Origin of the sequence: Nocardioides sp. YIM 152588, from assembly GCF_040191335.1 — a bacterium.
In the GTDB taxonomy this organism is placed as follows: Bacteria; Actinomycetota; Actinomycetes; order Propionibacteriales; family Nocardioidaceae; genus Nocardioides.
The window spans coordinates 1-16,600 of sequence record NZ_JBEGDJ010000074.1 but is presented as its reverse complement, the minus strand read 5'-3'; the positions used below and the strand labels follow the sequence as shown (position 1 = coordinate 16,600).

Genomic DNA, 16,600 nt, shown 5'->3' with positions numbered 1-16,600 from the left:
TGCGCGGGCTCGGCGACCGGATCGACCGGCTGCGCGGCACCGCCGCGACGGACGCCGACGGTGCCGACGCCGAGGCCGTGCTCTCCCACGCCCCCGCCCACGACCTGCGCGGCTCGATCGTCGCCGACGCCCGCCGGCTGCTCGGGATCGCCACGCTGCGCGGCGTGATCGCGGCACAGGCGCTGCTGTCCCTCGGCGTCGCCGGCATCTTCTACTGGCTGCCCACGTTCCTCGAGCGCACCGAGGGCCTCGGGTACGACGCCGCGTCCGGCCTCGCGGGCGGCGTCGGCGGCACCGGGATCGTCGTCGGCATCCTGCTCGGCAGCCGCCTCGGCGACCGCGCGACGGCCGGCGGCTGGCGGATCCGCGTCGCCGGCGCGTTCCTCACCGTCGGCACGGCCGGCCTCACGCTGGCGGTGCTGCTCCCCGGCGTACCGCTCCGGGTCGGGATGATCGCGATCGCCTGCGCCGGGTTCGCCGGCGCGATCCCGAACCTGACCGCGGCCGCCGCGGACGTCGTCCCGGTGGCCAGCCGCGGCATGGGCTTCGCGCTGCTGCAGTTCCTCACCACGCTCGGCGGCGCCTTCGGCCCGTTCCTGATCGGCCTGCTGTCGGACCTGATGGACTCGCTGTCGCTGGCCATGCTCGGCCTGCTGCCGCCTCTCTTCGCCGCCGTGGTCGTGCTGACCCGGGCACGCGCCGCCTACGACGACGACCTGGCCGCCACCCGCTGACCCCGCGATCCGCGAGTTGGGGGAAAACGACCTGCGAGTTGGGGGTAGACGACCCTCGAGTCCGGAGTTGCCTCCCAACTCGCAGGTCGCTTTCCCCCAACTCGCAGGTCGTTTTCCCCCAACTCGCGCAGTGAGGGGTCAGGACCAGGTGTGCACGATCGCCGGGCCCTCGAGGGCGGGGGCGGCCGTGCCGGCGGGGACGAAGGCCCACCGGCGGGCGTCGGGCCAGAGCACGTCGGCGTCGACGTCGAAGACCGCGCCGGCGGCCTCCTCGACCAGGGCGACCGCGCCGTTCAACCCCGGACGGGCGGGGCGCTCCAGCCCGGCCTCGACGCTGAGCAGCTCCATCGAGCCGGCGTCCTCGGCCTCGCCGTCGGCCCAGCCGCCGCCGGCGCCGGAGAACCAGACGACGGCGCGGGTGCCGTCGGCGGTGGAGGTCGCGGACCGGGTCGCCCTCGGCTCGATGACCAGCATCTGACCGGGGGCACCGACGAGGCCGCTGATCCGCAGCTCGCCGTCGAGGATGGCCATCTCCTCGCCCGCGGGCTGGTTGCCCACGGCGTCGCGGGTCCAGCCGTCGGGGAAGCGCACCATCACGGTCCGGGTCCCGCGCTCGGCGTCGGCGCGCAGCAGGGCGATCCGGGCCGGCTGCTCGGCCCCGGCGATCCGGTGCTCGGCCCACGTCAGGTCGGTGGCGTCCAGGTCGACGGTGAGGACCGCGTCGGCGGTCGGCTGGGCGGTGTCGGTCATCGGGGTGCTCCCTGCTCCTTGAGGTAGACGAGGATCTCGGACTCGGTCACGACGTCGGCGTACTTGGCGTCGAGGTCGAAGAGGTTCTGCTCGTGGGTGGCGGGCTCGCGGTCGCCGCAGGCGTCGCGGACCACCAGCGGGCGGAAGCCGTGCTGGAGCGCGTCCAGCGCCGTGGCCCGGACGCAGCCGCTGGTGGAGAAGCCGAGTACGACGGCGGTGTCGACGCCGCGGGCGCGCAGCGACGAGGCGAGCGAGGTGCCGAAGAACGCCGAGGCGTACTGCTTGGTCACCACCAGCTCGCCGGGCCCGGGCGCCGGCGCGGCCGGGAAGTCGCCGTACGGCGAGCCCGCCTCGAAGGCGACCAGCCCGGGCACCTTCACCGCGAACCAGCCGGCGTCGGCGGCCCCGGGCGCCAGCACCACCTGGGTGAAGACGACCGGGTGGCCGGCGGCGCGGGCCGCCTCCACGACGCGCTCGGCGCTGGACCGGGCCGCCTCGAAGCGGCCCGCGTCGTCGCTGAACGGACCGTCGGCCAGGTAGGCGCGGCAGACGTCGACGACGACCACCGCCGGGCGGGGCCCGCCGCCGACGCGGCCGAGGAAGCCGGCGCCGGAGTAGTCCTCGGCCCGCTCGACCGCACCGCCCTCGCTCATCGCGGCGCCCATCGGTCAGATCACGCCGCGCTCGACCAGGTCCGCGCGCCGCTGGGGGTCGACCCCGAGCAGGTCGCCGTAGACCTCGTCGTTGTGCTCGCCGAGGCCCGGGCCGGTCCAGCGGATCGAGCCGGGCGTGCCGGACATCTTGGGCACCACGTTCTGCATCGCCAGGGACCCGAAGGTCGGGTCCGGCACGCGGACGATCGCCTCGCGGGCCTCGAAGTGCGGGTCGGTGAGCATGTCGGCGGCCTTGTAGATCCGGCCGGCCGGGACGCCGCCCTCGTGCAGCAGCGCGAGCAGGGCGTCGGCGTCGTACTTGGCGGTCCACACCCCGATGTAGTCGTCGAGCTCGGCCTGGTGCTCGCCGCGGCCGGCGTGGCCGGCGTACCGCGAGCCGTCGGCGGCGAGCTCGGGCTCCCCCATCAGCTCGGCGAGCCGGGCGAAGACCGAGTCCTGGTTGGCCGCGATCAGGATCAGCTGGCCGTCCGCGGTCGGGTAGACGTTGCTGGGCGCCACGTTCGGCAGCACCGCGCCGGTGCGCTCGCGCTGGTAGCGCTGGACGTCCCACTCGGTGACGGTGCTCTCCATCATCGCGAGCACCGCCTCGTAGATGGCGCTGTCGACGACCTGGCCCTCACCAGTGACGTCGCGGTGCCGCACGGCGGCGAGCGCGCCGATGCAGGCGTGCATCGCGGCCAGCGAGTCGCCGATCGAGATGCCGGTGCGCGAGGGCTGCCGGTCCGGCTCGCCGGTGATGTAGCGCAGCCCGCCCATCGCCTCGCCGATCGAGCCGTAGCCCGCGCGCGAGGAGTAGGGGCCGGTCTGGCCGTAGCCGCTGACGCGGACCAGGATGATCCGCGGGTTGACCTCGCGCAGCCGCTCGTAGCCGAGGTTCCACTTCTCCATCGTGCCCGGGCGGAAGTTCTCGATCACGATGTCGGCGCCGCGGACGAGCTCCAGGAAGAGCTCCTGCCCCGCGACCTCGCGGAGGTTGAGCGTCACCGAGCGCTTGTTGCGGCCGACGACCGGCCACCACAGGTAGGAGCCGTCGGACTTCTCCCGGCCCCACTGGCGCATCGGGTCGCCCACCTTCGGCGGCTCTACCTTGATGACGTCCGCTCCCTGGTCCCCCATCAGCGTGGCGGCGAACGGTCCGGCGAGCAGCTGGCCCGCCTCGATCACCCGCAGACCCGCCAGCGCCCCACCCTCGTGCATCGCAGTCATAGCCAGATCATATATCCGATACGATGAGCCGGAGAAGGTCCCCGGAGAAATGGAACGCCCCGTGAGCCCCGAGTCCCCCGCCACCTCCCCCGCCACGCCCCCCGCCACCCCGTCCGGAACGGTCGAGATCGTCGAGGTCGCGCCGCGCGACGGCCTGCAGAACGAACGCCGCCTGCTGCCCACCGAGACCAAGGTCGAGCTGGTACGACGGAGCGTGGCCGCCGGGCTGCGGCGGGTCGAGGTGACGGCCTTCGCCCGCCCGGACCGGGTGCCGCAGATGGCCGACGCCGAGGAGGTGCTGGCCGCCCTGCGCGACGAGCCGGGGCTGCGCCGGAACGGGCTGGTGCTCAACCGCCGCGGGCTCGACCGCGCCCTGGCCGCCGGCTGCGACGAGGTCACCGTGGTGGTGGTCGCCTCCGACGGGCTGGCCGTGCGCAACCAGGGCGTCGACACCGCCGCGCAGGTGGCCGCGTGGACCGAGATCGCGGCCGCCGCGCACGACGCGGGCATCCCGGCGACGGTGATGATCGCCGCCGCCTTCGGCTGCCCGTTCGACGGCGAGGTGCCCGTCGACCGCGTGCTCGAGGTGGCCCGCGGCTGCCTCGCCGGCGGCCCGGCGGAGCTGGCGGTCGCGGACACGATCGGCGTCGGCGTACCGGCCCAGGTGACGGCGATCGCCGCCGGGCTGCGCGCCCTCGACGCCGCGGTCCCGCTGCGCGCGCACTTCCACAACACCCGGAACACCGGCTACGCCAACGCGCTGGCCGCAGTCGAGGCCGGCGTGACCGCGCTCGACGCCTCCACCGGCGGCATCGGCGGCTGCCCGTTCGCGCCGGGCGCCACCGGCAACATCGCCACCGAGGACCTGCTCTACCTGCTGGACCGCTCGGGGATCGCGGTCCGCTCCGAGCTCCCCGGCGCGCCGCTGGACGCGCCCGCGATCGCCGGCACCGGCACCTGGATCGCCGAGGAGCTCGGCCTGGACCGGGCGCCGGCGATGCTCGGCCGCGCCGGCGGCTTCCCCGCGCCGTCCCGCGCCTGACCGCACACCCACCGAAACCGACACCCACCGAAACCGACACCGAGGAGACGCCCATGGCCATCCACCCCGGCGGAGCACCGCTCTCGATCGTCAGCGGCCTGCGCGAGTTCGCGCACGCGACCCCCGACGCGGTCGCGGTCGTCGACGGCGATCGCCGCCTGAGCTTCGCCGAGGCGGACGACCGGGCCAGCAGGCTCGGGAACCACCTGCGGTCGCTGGCCCTGGCGCCGGGCGAGCGGGTGGCGGTGCTGCTGGGCAACCGCGCGGAGTATCCCGAGGTGGCCGCCGGGATCGCCAAGGCGGGCCTGGTGATGGTGCCGCTCAACCCGCGGCTGACGCCGGCCGAGGCCGGCTTCATCCTCGGTCACAGCGGCGCGCGCGCCCTGGTGCTGGACTCGGCCCTGGCCCCGGTCGTCACGGAGGCGGTCGCGGCGGGGGGCGCTGGCGCGGCGGTGGCCGACCGGATGGTCGCGATCGGCGACGCCGCAGCCGTGGGCGCGGCCGCCTACGAGGACGCCCTCGCCGCCGCGGACCCGGCCGATCCCGGCGTGGTCGTCGACGAGCGCGACCCGTTCTGCATCACCTACACCTCCGGCACGACCGGGCGACCCAAGGGCGTCCTCATCTCGCACCGCAGCCGCGCGCTGACCTTCACGATGAGCGCGCTGGAGTGGGGGCTGGGCACGGGGCGCGTCTCGGCCGCGGTGGCGCCGATGTACCACGGCGCCGGCTTCGCGTTCGGCTACGCGCCCGTCTACACCGGCGGCACGGTGTCGATGCTGCGCCGCTGGGACCCCACCGAGTTCCTCGACCTGGTCGAGCGCGACGGCGTCCAGTCGGCCTTCCTGGTGCCGACCCACGCCCACGGCCTGCGGGCGCTCGGGCCCGAGGCCCTGGCCGCCCGGGACCTGTCCAGCCTGGACACGCTCTACTTCAACGCCGCCGCGCTCCCCTGGGCGCTCAAGCAGTGGGTGATGGAGGCGTTCCCGGCCTGCGGTGTGCACGAGCTCTACGGCTCCACCGAGTCCGGGATCATCACCAACCTGCGGCCCAGCCACATGCGCAGCCGGCCCGGCTCGGTCGGCCACCCGTGGTTCCACACCGAGGTGCGGATCGTCGACGAGGCCGGCGAGCCCGTCGCCCCGGGCGAGCCCGGCGAGCTGTTCAGCCGGTCGCCGTACCTGATGAACGGCTACCTCGACGACCCCGACGCGACCGCCGCCTGCACCACCGAGGACGGCTTCGTGACCTGCGGCGACATCGCGGTGCGCGACGCCGACGGGTTCGTCTCGATCGTGGACCGCAAGAAGGACCTGATCATCTCCGGCGGCACCAACGTCTACCCGCGCGAGATCGAGGAGGTCCTGGCGGGCCACCCGTCGGTGCTGGAGAGCGCGGTGGTCGGCGAGCCGGACGAGGCCTGGGGCGAGACCGTGGTGGCCCACGTGGTGCTGCGCGCCGGCCAGAGCCTCGACCCGGCGGCGCTCGAGGCCCACTGCCGCGACGTGCTGGCCGGCTACAAGGTCCCGCGCCGCTGGTACGTCGCCGCCGCGCTGCCCCGCAACGCCGGCGGCAAGGTCGTCAAGCGGGACCTCGCCCCGCCGGCGGATCCCGCCGCCTGACGCGCCGCGCGCCGGCGTACCCAACCGGATCCGTTCGGCGGGTCCGTATCGCTCCCCACCGAGTCGATATCATATATTCTCAGTCGACACTGCTACCCCCGGAGGACTACGTTGCGACCTCACGTCGAGCTCATTCAGGAAGACGACTACGTCTGGCACGGCGCCGAGCTGCCCGGCGGCGAGGGCCGCGCCAGCGAGCGCCGGCTCTCCGTCGACGAGGAGGACGGCTCCTCCTCGCTGCGCGTCGACTTCCACACCGACTGGGGCCGCGGCCCGGGCATCCACCACGCCAACACCGAGTACTACGTGCTCGCGGGCGAGATCGACTACGGCGGCCGCAGGATCGGCAAGGGCGGCTACGTCTACGCCCCGAAGGGCGTGCCCACCGACTACATCAAGGTCGCCGAAGGCTCGAAGCTCCTGCACTACCGCGAGTACGGCGACGCCGGGTTCGACGCCGTCGACTCCCTCGGTGGGGCCACCGCCTGGGCCGACGCCCGCGAGGACGTCATCGTCATCGACTCCGACGCGATGAAGTGGGATGCCGTGCCCAACCCGGGCCCGATGCCCGGCCTCTTCATCAAGTACCTGCACGTCGACCCGGTCACCGGCTTCTACACCCGCCTGGTGCACGCCCAGGAGGGCTGGTCGGACCACCGCCTCGCGCACCACCCGTGCTACGAGGAGGCCTACACGACCCAGGGCCACATGGAGTACAACTTCGGCACCCTGGACCTGGGCACCTACTTCTTCCGCCCGGCGCGGGTGAAGCACGGCCACTTCACCACCATGGAGGGCGGCGCCACCTGGCTGCTGCGCTCCGACGGCGAGCTGAAGAACTGGTACACCCAGAACGAGTGGGTGCGCTGGGGCGGCGACGGCGTCAACTACACCGCCGAGGGCCTCGACGAGGAGCCGCACCCGCCGACCCGCTGGTCGTCCTCGACCCACGACCTGGCGACGCCGTGGCGCACCGAGGAGGACATGCGCCAGATGACCGCCGCCTGGCAGTTCCAGGTCGACCAGGGCCAGCAGAACTCGCCGGTCAAGCACCAGGGCAGCGGCGCGGACCCGTCGATCGTCGCGATGATGAAGGCGATGGACGCCGCGCAGCTCCAGGGCGGTCACGGGCACGACCACGACCACGGTCACGAGCACGACCACGGGCACGACCACGACCACGACCACGGGCACGACCACGAGCACGAGGTGGCCGAGCCCGCCCGCGAGGTGATCGACCTCGACTGGGGCTGGAGCGGCCGCGCCGTCGAGCACCCCGACGAGCGCACCGGCGAGCACGCCCACAACTGGGGCACCCGCGTCGCCTGGAAGGACGGCGACCCGATCCCGGCCCCGATCATCTCCAGCCTGCCCGTCCGCAGCCGCTCGCGCGGCCGCTGGGACGGCGACGGGATGTGACCGGCGCGGCGATGGAGGCGGTCCACGGTTTCAACGGCCACAGCCTGGCGGTGCTGCTGCACGTCGTGCTCTTCGCCTACTGGCTGGGCGGCGACGTCGGCGTGTACTACGCCAGTCGCTACATCCTGAAGTCCGACCTGGGCCCGGAGGCGCGGGCGGTGTCGACGAAGATCATGCACGGCGTCGACATCGCGCCGCGCATCTCGCTGGTGCTCTTCCTGCCCAGCGGGATCACGCTGATGGCGTGGGGGCCGCTCGGCGACGAGTTCTTCGTCCACGGCTGGCTGCTCGCGCTGGTCTGGGTGGCCGGGCTCGCCTGGCTCACGGTGTCGCTGATCGACTACCGCGGCGGGGACACCCCGCTGGCGCGGTTCTCCCAGCGGGCGGACCTGGCGGTGCGCTACGCGCTGAGCGCCGGCCTGGTCGGCGCCGGCGCCTACGCGCTGCTCGCGGCCGAGCCGTTCGGGGTCGACACCAACCCGAAGTGGCTCGGCGCGAAGGTCGTCGCCTACGGCCTCTGCATCTTCAGCGGCGTGATGATCCGGCGCCAGCTGCTGCCGTTCGGGCCGGCCTTCGGGCACCTGGTCACGGGCGGCTCCACCCCCGACGTGGAGCGGGCGATCCTCGGCTCCATCCGGCGGTGCGAGCCCTGGGTCTACGCGATCTGGACGCTGGTCCTGGTCGCGGCGGCCCTCGGTGTCATCAAGCCCGGTTCCACCGCGTTCTGACGCGGTGGGGCCGGGCCCCTCGCCGTACGGGGGCCGGCCGGCTCAGGTGAACGAGTCCGGCTGGCGCCACTCGCGCTCGAACGGCAGCCGCCACGCGTACGGCGCGACCAGCTGGTGGATCTGGTTCGGCCCATAGCTGCCCTGGCGGTACGGGCGGATGATCGGCGGGTTCTCCAGCAGCGGCGCCGAGACCTCCCAGAGGCGCTCGATGCCGTCGGCGGAGGTGAACAGCGTCCGGTCGCCGCGCGCGGCGTCGTAGATCAGCCGCTCGTAGGCCTCCAGCACCGAGCCGGCCCAGCTGGTGTCCTTCATCGCGAACTGCATCGACAGCTTGTCCAGGCGCATGCCGGGGCCGGGCCGCTTGCCGTAGAAGGAGAGCGACATCTTCGCCTGGTCGGCCAGGTCGAAGGTGAGGTGGTCGGGACCGTGGTCGCCCACCCCGGAGTGCTTGGGGAACATCGACCGCGGGGGCTCCTTGAACGCGATCGAGATGATCCGCGCCCCCTCGGCCATCCGCTTGCCGGTGCGCAGGAAGAACGGCACGCCGGCCCAGCGCCAGTTGTCGATGTAGCACTTGATGGCGATGAACGTCTCGGTGTCGGAGTCGTGCCGGACGCCCGGGATGTCGCGGTAGCCGGCGTACTGCCCGCGGACCACGTTGGCGGGGTCGATGGGCGTCATCGACCGGAAGACCTTGTTCTTCTCCTCGTTGATCGCGTCCGGCGTCAGCGAGGTGGGCGGCTCCATCGCGGTGAACGCCAGCACCTGGAACAGGTGGGTGACGACCATGTCGCGGTACGCGCCCGTCGACTCGTAGAAGTCGGCGCGCTGCTCGAGCCCGAGCTCCTCGGGTACGTCGATCTGCACGTGGTCGATGTTGTTGCGGTGCCAGATCGGCTCGAACAGGCCGTTGGCGAACCGGAACGCGAGGATGTTCTGGGCCGCCTCCTTCCCGAGGAAGTGGTCGATCCGGTAGATCTGCGACTCGTCGAAGACGCTGTGCAGGTGCCGGTTGAGGTCCTTGGCGGTCGCGAGGTCGACGCCGAACGGCTTCTCCATGACGATCCGGCTGCCCTCGGAGAGCCCGGCGTCCTGGAGGGTCTGGACCACGGCGAGCGCGGCCTTCGGCGGCACGCTCAGGTAGTGCAGCCGCGTGCACGGGGTGTCGTACTCGTCCTCGGCCTTCTCCACCGCGGCGCGCAGCCCGGCGGCGCCCTCGGCGCCCGGGGCCCAGTGCAGCCGCTGGGAGAACTCGGGCCAGCCGTCGATGTCGCCGTCGTCGCCGGAGAACTCGTGCACCGACTCCGCGGCGAACTCCACGAAGGACTCGGTGGTGTGCTCCTCCAGCGAGGTGCCGACGACCTGGAGGTCGCGGAGCAGACCCGACTGGAAGAGGTGGAGGAGCCCCGGCAGGAGCTTGCGGCGAGCGAGATCGCCGGTCGCGCCGAACAGCACGACGGTGACCGGCTTCGCGGTCTTCTGGGCCATGTCGTCCACGGTGCCTCCTCGATGTTTCAGCGAGAATACCGAGGGGCGAACGTCGCGGTGCCGGACCCGCGCACCGACACCGCGAGTCCCTCGAGCACCAGGCCGAGCCCGAGCGCGAAGTCGTCCCGCTCCCCCGGGCTCCCCGCCCCGGCGCCGCGGGCCTGCTCCTGGCCGACGTGGCCGAGCACGAAGTGCAGCAGGGTGCGCGCGCCGACCCGCGCCAGCGCCTCCTCGGCGCCCGCGCGCAGCAGCGCGTCGCGCATCCGCCGCTCGGGCTCCTGCGCGCCGCCGCCGAGGGCGTGGACGCGGCTGATCAGCACCGCGCCGTCGCGGTGGGCGAGCATCGCGTCGCGCAGCTCGGCGCAGATCAGGCGCAGCTCGGACTCCCAGGTGACGATCTCGGTGCCGCGCCGCCCCAGCTCCAGGATCCGGTCGGCGACCGCGTCCAGCAGCGCCTGCTTGTTGGCGAAGTGGTGGTAGAGCGCACTCGGCTGCACGCCCGCGTCGGCCGCGAGGTGGCGCATCGAGAGCGCGTCGACCCCGACCTCGTCCAGGACCCCGACCGCCCGGTCGACCAGGTCGGTACGCCGGTACCTCACCGCTCCGCACCCCCGCCCCTCGGCGACCACATGTCGTCCCCCGTTCCGCGTCCGCGCGCCATGCACCGTACGCTACCGACCTGAACGCCGTTCAGGTACGAGCGGCCCACGCCAACCGGAAGGCCACGCGCGTGACCACGCAGACCACCGACGACCAGCCCCGCGACGTCACCGGCGGCCCCGATCGCCGCCGCACCACCGACCTCGCCCTGATCGCCAGCTTCGCGGCGCTCATCTCGGCCTGCGCCTTCATCGGCGCGATCCCGGTCGGCGGCGCCGGTGTGCCGATCACCCTGCAGACCTTCGCCGTGGCGCTGACCGGCTGCCTGCTCGGCCCGGTCCGTAGCTTCCTCTCGGTCACGCTCTACCTCGCACTCGGCGCGATCGGTCTCCCCGTCTTCGCCGAGCACTCCTCGGGCCTGGGGGTCTTCACCGGCCCCAGCGGCGGCTACCTGCTCTCGTTCCCCTTCGCCGCGCTGCTGGCCGGCTTCCTGGTCGCCTACGTCGCCCGCGAGCGGCGCACCCGGGCGATCTTCGTCTTCGCCTGCGCGGCGGCCGCGAGCATCCTGGTCGTCCACCCGATGGGCATCGTCGGACTGAAGCTCTACTTCGACATCAGCTTCGTCGAGGCGCTCAAGATCGACACGCTGTACTGGCTCGGCGACATCGTGAAGACCACCTTCGTGGCGCTCATCGCGGCCGAGGTGCACCGCGCCTTCCCGCGGCTGCTCGCCCGCGACTGACGGCATCGGGCAGGACGGGCAACGCGGGCATGGCACGGATCGAGCTCGACCGCGCGCAGGTCGTCGTCCGTGGCGGCGACGGCACGGAGCGGACGATCCTGGCCCCGACCACGCTCACGCTGACGGAGCGGCGCATCGGCGTGATCGGCGCCAACGGATCGGGGAAGTCCACGCTCGCGCGGCTGCTCAACGGGCTGGTCGAGCCCACCGGCGGCGCCGTCCGGGTTGACGGGCTGGACCTGCGCACCGACGCCGCCGCCGTACGACGCCGGGTGGGGTTCTGCTTCACCGACCCCTCCGCCCAGCTGGTGATGCCAACCTGCGTCGAGGACGTCGAGCTGTCGCTGCGCCGGCATGTGCGCTCGGCGCGGAGACGCCGACAGCGGGCGCTCGAGGTGCTGGATCGGATCGGCCTCGCCGACCACGCGCACGACTCGGTGCACTCGCTCTCGGGCGGGCAGAAGCAGATGCTGGCGCTGGCCGGCGTGCTCGCCGTCGAGCCGTCGATCGTCGTCGCCGACGAGCCGACCACGCTGCTCGACCTGGCCAACACGCGGCGGATCGCCGACCGGCTGCTCGGCCTCGACCAGCAGCTGCTGCTGGTCACCCACGACCTCGACCTCGCGCGGCGCTGCGATCGGGTGCTGGTGGTCGCCGACGCCCGGGTGACGTTCGACGGCGAACCGGACGGCGCGGTCGAGCACTACGTCGCCTCGGTGACCGAGGACGCCCGGTGAGCCAGGTCCTGGTCGGGGCGCACCAGCCCGGCGACTCCGTCCTGCACCGGATGCCGGTCGGCCCCAAGGTGCTGGGACTGATGGCGCTCAGCGTCAGCGTCGTGGTCGTCCGCGACGTCGTCGCCGCTTTCGCCTTCCTCGGCGTGGCCATGCTCCTCGTCGCGGTGGCCCGGATCCGCCTGGCGACCCTGGCTCGGGCGACCCGCGGCGTCCTGCTGGTCGCGCTGGTCGCCAGCGCGCTGCAGTGGTGGTGGTACGGGCCGGCCAAGGCGATCGAGACGACGGTCGACCTGGTGACGCTGGCGCTCGCCGCCGTGGCGCTGACCGCCACCACGCCCGTCAACGCGATGCTGGACGCGGTGGTCCGTTGGCTGCACCCGTTCGGCCGGTTCGGCATCGACACCGAGCGGGTCGCGCTCGCCCTGGCGCTCGCCATCGGCGCCCTGCCCGGCACCCTGGCGATCGCCCGCGAGACGCGGGACGCCGCGGTCGCCCGCGGCCTGGGCCGCCAGCCCCGCGCCTACCTGACGCCGTTCGTGATCCGGGTCGTGGCCCGCTCGATCGAGACCGGCGACGCTCTCCACGCCCGCGGACTCGGCGACGCCGTCTAGCGACCGCGTGACAACGGGGCCTGGCCGGTCAGTAGGGGTCGATGACGCACTTACGGGTCACGGTCTTGCCGGGCTTGCCTCGGATCCGCTTCGCGCACTTCAGGTTGACGTTGGGAACAGCCTCGTTGCCGATCTTGAAGGTGACGAACTCGTACCACGTCGCGGCCGGTCCGCTCCCCTGTTCCATCGTGAACCCCGAGACATAAGCCGCTGCCCGCTGCCCGTAGCCGCTCACAATGCTGCCTTGATCCATCGCGATGCGTTGGTGCCCGATGGCGCCGGTCCACACGTCGTACTCCGAACAGTCGCCGGGAACGAAGGTGAATACGCCGACGGACACCTCGACACCATCCGCACAATCGGAGAAGCTGGCCTTCGGCTTCGTCCTGCGCCACAGCCACTCCCGAGCGTGGGATTCAGCCTCGACTGTCAGCTGCTGTGATGCCCAGATCTTCTTGACACGGGCGCTGAGCAACTCGTCACCACTCGGCCGACCGACGACATGGCGTGCGATCTGCCAATAGTCGAGCTCCGCGTCACCATCGTTCAACATCTTGCGCTTGTACGTCTGCGCGACCGCGTCCCCCACGTACCGCTTGCCGATGGGATCGTGCAGTTCCACGTACACCTTGATGCGAACCGACGCATGTAAGGCCTTGTCCCAGGCCTGCCAGTGGGCGCCTGAACTGCTGCGCGCCTCAGAGTGTTCCGACCTCGCAGCGGCTCCACTGGCGATTGCCGCGTCCGGCATCGGAAGCGCGACCGCGCCGCGAGGCACGGAGAGCCCGGCAAGTGCGACCGCCCACAAGGCGCCCACGCACATCATGAACCTCAACACGGCAGTCCTCCTTTGATTCGGACTGCACAACGGACCGAAGGGGTCTTGGGATACGGCGCGGCGCCACCTCCATCCTCAGACGCGCTGGCGGGTCGCCGCCCGGGCGGCTATCGTGCATGACCTGAACACCGTTCAGGTCTGCCTCGGGGTCACCTCGGGCGGCCGCTCCGATCCCCACCCGAGGGAGCAGCATGACCACCACCCCCACCCCGCTCGACCGGTTCGACGAGCTCGCCACCCGGATCCTCGACGGCGGCGCCGTCACCGAGGCCGACGCCCTGGCGATCCTGCGCAGCACCGACGAGGAGCTGATGGCCGTGGTGGCCGCGGCCTCCCGGCTGCGCCGCGCGCACTTCGGCAACACCGTCAAGGTCAACTACCTGGTCAACCTCAAGTCCGGCCTGTGCCCGGAGAACTGCAGCTACTGCTCGCAGGCGCTGGGCTCCGAGGCGCCGATCCTCAAGTACTCCTGGCTGTCCAAGGACGAGACGCTGACCCAGGCCGGCGCCGGGCTGCGCGGCGGCGCCTCCCGCGTCTGCATGGTCTCCTCGGGCCGCGGCCCCTCGGACCGGGACGTCGACCGGGTCGCGGAGATGACCGAGGCGCTCAAGGACAACTACCCCGACGTCGAGGTCTGCGCCTGCCTCGGCCTGCTCAGGGACGGGCAGGCCGAGCGGCTGCGGGCCGCCGGCGTCGACGCCTACAACCACAACATCAACACCGCCGAGTCCCACCACGACGAGATCGTCACCACCCACACCTACGAGGACCGGGTGGACACCATCGGGAAGGCGAAGGCCGCCGGCCTCTCCCCCTGCTCGGGGCTGATCGCGGGCCTCGGCGAGACCGACGACCAGCTCGTCGAGGCGCTCTTCGCGCTCAGGGCACTGGAGTCCGACTCGATCCCGGTGAACTTCCTGATGCCCTTCGACGGCACCCCGTTCGAGCACACCTGGGAGCTCTCCCCCACCCGCTGCGTGCGGATCCTGGCGATGGCGCGCTTCGTCTGCCCCGACCGCGAGGTCCGGATCGCCGGCGGCCGGGAGATGCACCTGCGCTCGCTGCAGGCGCTCGCCCTGCAGGTGGCGAACTCGATCTTCCTCGGCGACTACCTGACCTCCGAGGGCCAGGCGGCCGAGGCCGACATCGCGATGATCCGCGACAACGGGTTCGTCGTGCTCGGCGCCGAGGAGCCGGACGCGGCGGTCGCCGAGCACGACCCCGCGGCCGAGCCGGTCATCCGGCGCCGCGGCGCCGGCACCGAGGTCGACGCCAACGCATGAGCATCACGGCGACCGCCACCGACGTCCTCGCCTTCGACCGCGAGCACCTGTGGCACCCGTACACCTCGATGACCGAGCCGGCACCGGTCCGGCTGGTGACCGGAGCCGAGGGCGCGCGGCTGCGGCTGGCCGACGGTCGCGAGGTGGTCGACGGCATGTCGTCGTGGTGGGCCGCGATCCACGGCTACCGGCACCCGACGCTGGACCGGGCGGTCACCGAGCAGGCGGGGCGGTTCAGCCACGTGATGTTCGGCGGGCTCACCCACGAGCCGGCGGTCGACCTCGGCCGGCGCCTCGTCGAGATCACCCCGGACGGCCTGGACCGGGTCTTCCTCGCCGACTCCGGCTCCGTGGCGGTCGAGGTGGCGCTCAAGATGGCGCTGCAGTACCAGCGCGGCGTCGGCCGCCCCCGGCGCACCCGGATGCTCACCGTCCTCGGCGGCTACCACGGTGACACCTTCGACTGCATGTCGGTGACCGACCCGGTCGGCGGGATGCACGCGATGTGGCGCGGGCTGCTGCCGGACCAGGTCTTCGGCGAGCGGCCCCCGTCGGACGACGCCGCGCCGGCCGAGGTCGACCGCTGGGCCGTGGGCTTCCGGGCCCTGGCCGCCGAGCACGCCGACGAGCTGGCGGCGCTGGTTGTCGAGCCGCTGCTGCAGGGCGCCGGCGGCATGCACCCCTACCCCGAGGCCTGCCTGCGGGTCTTCCGCGAGGTCGCCGACGAGCACGGGCTGCTCCTGGTCCTCGACGAGATCGCCACCGGCTTCGGCCGCACCGGCCACCTGTTCGTCTCCGAGCTCGTCGCGCCCGACATCCTCTGCGTCGGCAAGGCGCTGACCGGCGGGTACCTCTCGCTGGCCGCCGTGCTGACGACCGACGCCGTCGCCCGCGGCATCTCCGGCAGCGAGGCCGGCGTGGTCATGCACGGGCCGACCTTCATGGGGAACCCGCTGGCCTGCGCCGTGGCGTCGGCCTCGATCGACCTGCTGCTCGCGGGCGACTGGCGCGGCGACGTACGACGGATCGGGGCCGCGCTGGAGTCCGGCCTGGCGCCGCTGCGCGGCACGCCGGGGGTCGCCGACGTGCGCACGCTCGGCGCGGTCGGGGTGGTCCAGCTCGACCACCCGGTCGACGTCGCCGCCGCCACCGAGGCCGCGCTGGGGGCCGGCGTGTGGCTGCGCCCCTTCCGCGACCTCGTCTACGCGATGCCGCCCTACGTCATCGGCGACGCCGACCTGGACCGGCTCGTGAGCGGCATGGGTGCGGCGGTGGCGGCCGGATGAGCCGCTGGCACGGGTGGCTCGCCGACGAGGCCGCGGCGCGCGAGGCGGCGGGCCTCACCCGGCGCCTGCGCGCCCGCGACGCCGCCGACCCGGCGGTCGACCTCGCCGGGAACGACTACCTCGGGCTGGCCCGCGACCCGGCGGTGGCCCGGGGCGCCGCGGAGGCCGCGCTGGCCTGGGGTGCCGGCGCCAGCGCGTCGCGCCTGGTCACCGGCACACTGGCGGTGCACGCGGCGCTGGAGGACGAGCTCGCGGCCTACCTCGGCCAGCCCGCCGCACTGGTCACCTCGACCGGCTACCACGCCAACCTGGCCGTCGTCGCGGGCCTGGCGGACCGGACCACGCGGGTGCTCTCGGACGCCCACATCCACGCGTCCCTGGTGGACGGCGTGCGGCTGTCGCGGGCGCGGCTCACGGTGGTGCCGCACAGCGACGTCGCCGCCGTCCGGGACGGACTCGCCGCCGCCGCGGCCGCCGGCGAGCGGGCGATGGTGCTGGCCGAGTCGGTCTACTCCGTGCTCGGAGACGCGGCGCCGCTGGCCGAGCTGGCCGACCTCGCGGAGCGGTACGACGCCCTGCTGGTCGTCGACGAGGCGCACGGCCTCGGCGTGCACGGACCGGGGCTGGTGGCCGCCCAGGGCCTCGCCGGCCACCCGCACGTCGTGGTCACCGCGACGCTCTCCAAGTCGCTGGGCAGCCAGGGCGGGGCGGTGCTCGGCCCCGCGGCGGTGCGCGACCACCTGGTGAACCGCGCGCGGGCCTTCATCTTCGACACCGGGCTGGCGCCGGCCGCCGCGGGCGGCGCGCTGGCGGCGCTCGGGCAGCTCCGCGCCCGGCCGG

Annotated in this window: 17 protein-coding genes; 11 read left to right on the top strand and 6 right to left on the bottom strand. The window is 73.3% G+C overall.

The genetic code is table 11. The features are described from left to right. On the top strand, window positions 1–734 hold a 734-nt coding region (locus ABLM29_RS20910; RefSeq protein WP_349716522.1), incomplete at its 5' end, for an MFS transporter. A 138-nt stretch (window positions 735–872) separates the two neighbouring features. Here ABLM29_RS20910 and ABLM29_RS20905 read toward each other — a convergent pair. Genes ABLM29_RS20905 through ABLM29_RS20895 form a run of 3 tightly spaced genes read right to left on the bottom strand, consistent with a single transcriptional unit; the run spans window position 873 to window position 3,364 of the window. Next, window positions 873–1,484, bottom strand: coding sequence for a hypothetical protein (locus tag ABLM29_RS20905; RefSeq protein WP_349716521.1), 612 nt, complete (start codon window positions 1,482–1,484; stop codon window positions 873–875). After that, window positions 1,481–2,137, bottom strand: a complete 657-nt coding sequence (locus ABLM29_RS20900; RefSeq protein WP_349716520.1) for an isochorismatase family protein — start codon at window positions 2,135–2,137, stop codon at window positions 1,481–1,483. The genes ABLM29_RS20905 and ABLM29_RS20900 overlap by 4 nt, the downstream gene beginning before the upstream one ends. 15 nt (window positions 2,138–2,152) lie before the next feature. Next, complete coding sequence (locus ABLM29_RS20895; protein WP_349716519.1) at window positions 2,153–3,364, bottom strand: CaiB/BaiF CoA transferase family protein; 1,212 nt, start codon at window positions 3,362–3,364, stop codon at window positions 2,153–2,155. A gap of 61 nt (window positions 3,365–3,425) precedes the next feature. Here ABLM29_RS20895 and ABLM29_RS20890 point away from each other — a divergent pair, with 61 nt between their 5' ends. From ABLM29_RS20890 to ABLM29_RS20875, 4 genes are all read left to right on the top strand, one after another. After that, window positions 3,426–4,406, top strand: a complete 981-nt coding sequence (locus tag ABLM29_RS20890; protein WP_349716518.1) for a hydroxymethylglutaryl-CoA lyase — start codon at window positions 3,426–3,428, stop codon at window positions 4,404–4,406. A 53-nt stretch (window positions 4,407–4,459) separates the two neighbouring features. Then, window positions 4,460–6,028 (top strand): class I adenylate-forming enzyme family protein, encoded by a 1,569-nt coding sequence (locus ABLM29_RS20885; protein WP_349716517.1) that lies wholly within the window; start codon window positions 4,460–4,462, stop codon window positions 6,026–6,028. Between the two features lie 111 nt (window positions 6,029–6,139). Further along, the gene (locus ABLM29_RS20880; protein ID WP_349716516.1) at window positions 6,140–7,447 is read left to right on the top strand and encodes a DUF4437 domain-containing protein; all 1,308 of its coding nucleotides are present in this window, start codon (window positions 6,140–6,142) and stop codon (window positions 7,445–7,447) included. Then, window positions 7,444–8,175, top strand: coding sequence for a hypothetical protein (locus ABLM29_RS20875; protein WP_349716515.1), 732 nt, complete (start codon window positions 7,444–7,446; stop codon window positions 8,173–8,175). Before ABLM29_RS20880 ends, ABLM29_RS20875 begins: the two co-directional genes overlap by 4 nt. A gap of 42 nt (window positions 8,176–8,217) precedes the next feature. Here the strand turns inward: ABLM29_RS20875 and zwf are convergent, their stop codons facing one another. Both zwf and ABLM29_RS20865 read right to left on the bottom strand, forming a co-directional pair. Next, window positions 8,218–9,663 (bottom strand): glucose-6-phosphate dehydrogenase, encoded by a 1,446-nt coding sequence (zwf, locus tag ABLM29_RS20870; protein WP_349716514.1) that lies wholly within the window; start codon window positions 9,661–9,663, stop codon window positions 8,218–8,220. 26 nt (window positions 9,664–9,689) lie between these two features. Continuing rightward, window positions 9,690–10,262 carry a TetR family transcriptional regulator gene (locus tag ABLM29_RS20865; protein ID WP_349716512.1) on the bottom strand — a complete coding sequence of 191 codons (573 nt, stop codon included), beginning with the start codon at window positions 10,260–10,262 and terminating at the stop codon, window positions 9,690–9,692. Between the two features lie 131 nt (window positions 10,263–10,393). Here ABLM29_RS20865 and ABLM29_RS20860 point away from each other — a divergent pair, with 131 nt between their 5' ends. Genes ABLM29_RS20860 through ABLM29_RS20850 form a run of 3 tightly spaced genes read left to right on the top strand, consistent with a single transcriptional unit; the run spans window position 10,394 to window position 12,353 of the window. After that, window positions 10,394–11,005 (top strand): biotin transporter BioY, encoded by a 612-nt coding sequence (locus ABLM29_RS20860; RefSeq protein ID WP_349716511.1) that lies wholly within the window; start codon window positions 10,394–10,396, stop codon window positions 11,003–11,005. A 29-nt stretch (window positions 11,006–11,034) separates the two neighbouring features. Then, window positions 11,035–11,742 carry an energy-coupling factor ABC transporter ATP-binding protein gene (locus ABLM29_RS20855; RefSeq protein ID WP_349716510.1) on the top strand — a complete coding sequence of 236 codons (708 nt, stop codon included), beginning with the start codon at window positions 11,035–11,037 and terminating at the stop codon, window positions 11,740–11,742. After that, the gene (locus ABLM29_RS20850; protein ID WP_349716509.1) at window positions 11,739–12,353 is read left to right on the top strand and encodes a CbiQ family ECF transporter T component; all 615 of its coding nucleotides are present in this window, start codon (window positions 11,739–11,741) and stop codon (window positions 12,351–12,353) included. The genes ABLM29_RS20855 and ABLM29_RS20850 overlap by 4 nt, the downstream gene beginning before the upstream one ends. A gap of 28 nt (window positions 12,354–12,381) precedes the next feature. On the opposite strand, the gene ABLM29_RS20845 is transcribed toward ABLM29_RS20850, so the two are convergent. Next, entirely contained in the window at window positions 12,382–13,191 is an 810-nt protein-coding gene (locus tag ABLM29_RS20845) for a hypothetical protein (RefSeq protein ID WP_349716508.1), read from the bottom strand. A gap of 191 nt (window positions 13,192–13,382) precedes the next feature. Here ABLM29_RS20845 and bioB point away from each other — a divergent pair, with 191 nt between their 5' ends. The 3 genes from bioB to ABLM29_RS20830 form a co-directional block, all read left to right on the top strand. Further along, window positions 13,383–14,474 (top strand): biotin synthase BioB, encoded by a 1,092-nt coding sequence (gene bioB, locus ABLM29_RS20840; protein ID WP_349716507.1) that lies wholly within the window; start codon window positions 13,383–13,385, stop codon window positions 14,472–14,474. After that, window positions 14,471–15,760 carry an adenosylmethionine--8-amino-7-oxononanoate transaminase gene (locus ABLM29_RS20835; protein WP_349716506.1) on the top strand — a complete coding sequence of 430 codons (1,290 nt, stop codon included), beginning with the start codon at window positions 14,471–14,473 and terminating at the stop codon, window positions 15,758–15,760. The genes bioB and ABLM29_RS20835 overlap by 4 nt, the downstream gene beginning before the upstream one ends. Next, the coding region (locus tag ABLM29_RS20830; protein ID WP_349716505.1) for an aminotransferase class I/II-fold pyridoxal phosphate-dependent enzyme at window positions 15,757–16,600 on the top strand (844 nt) is incomplete at its 3' end. The genes ABLM29_RS20835 and ABLM29_RS20830, both read left to right, overlap by 4 nt.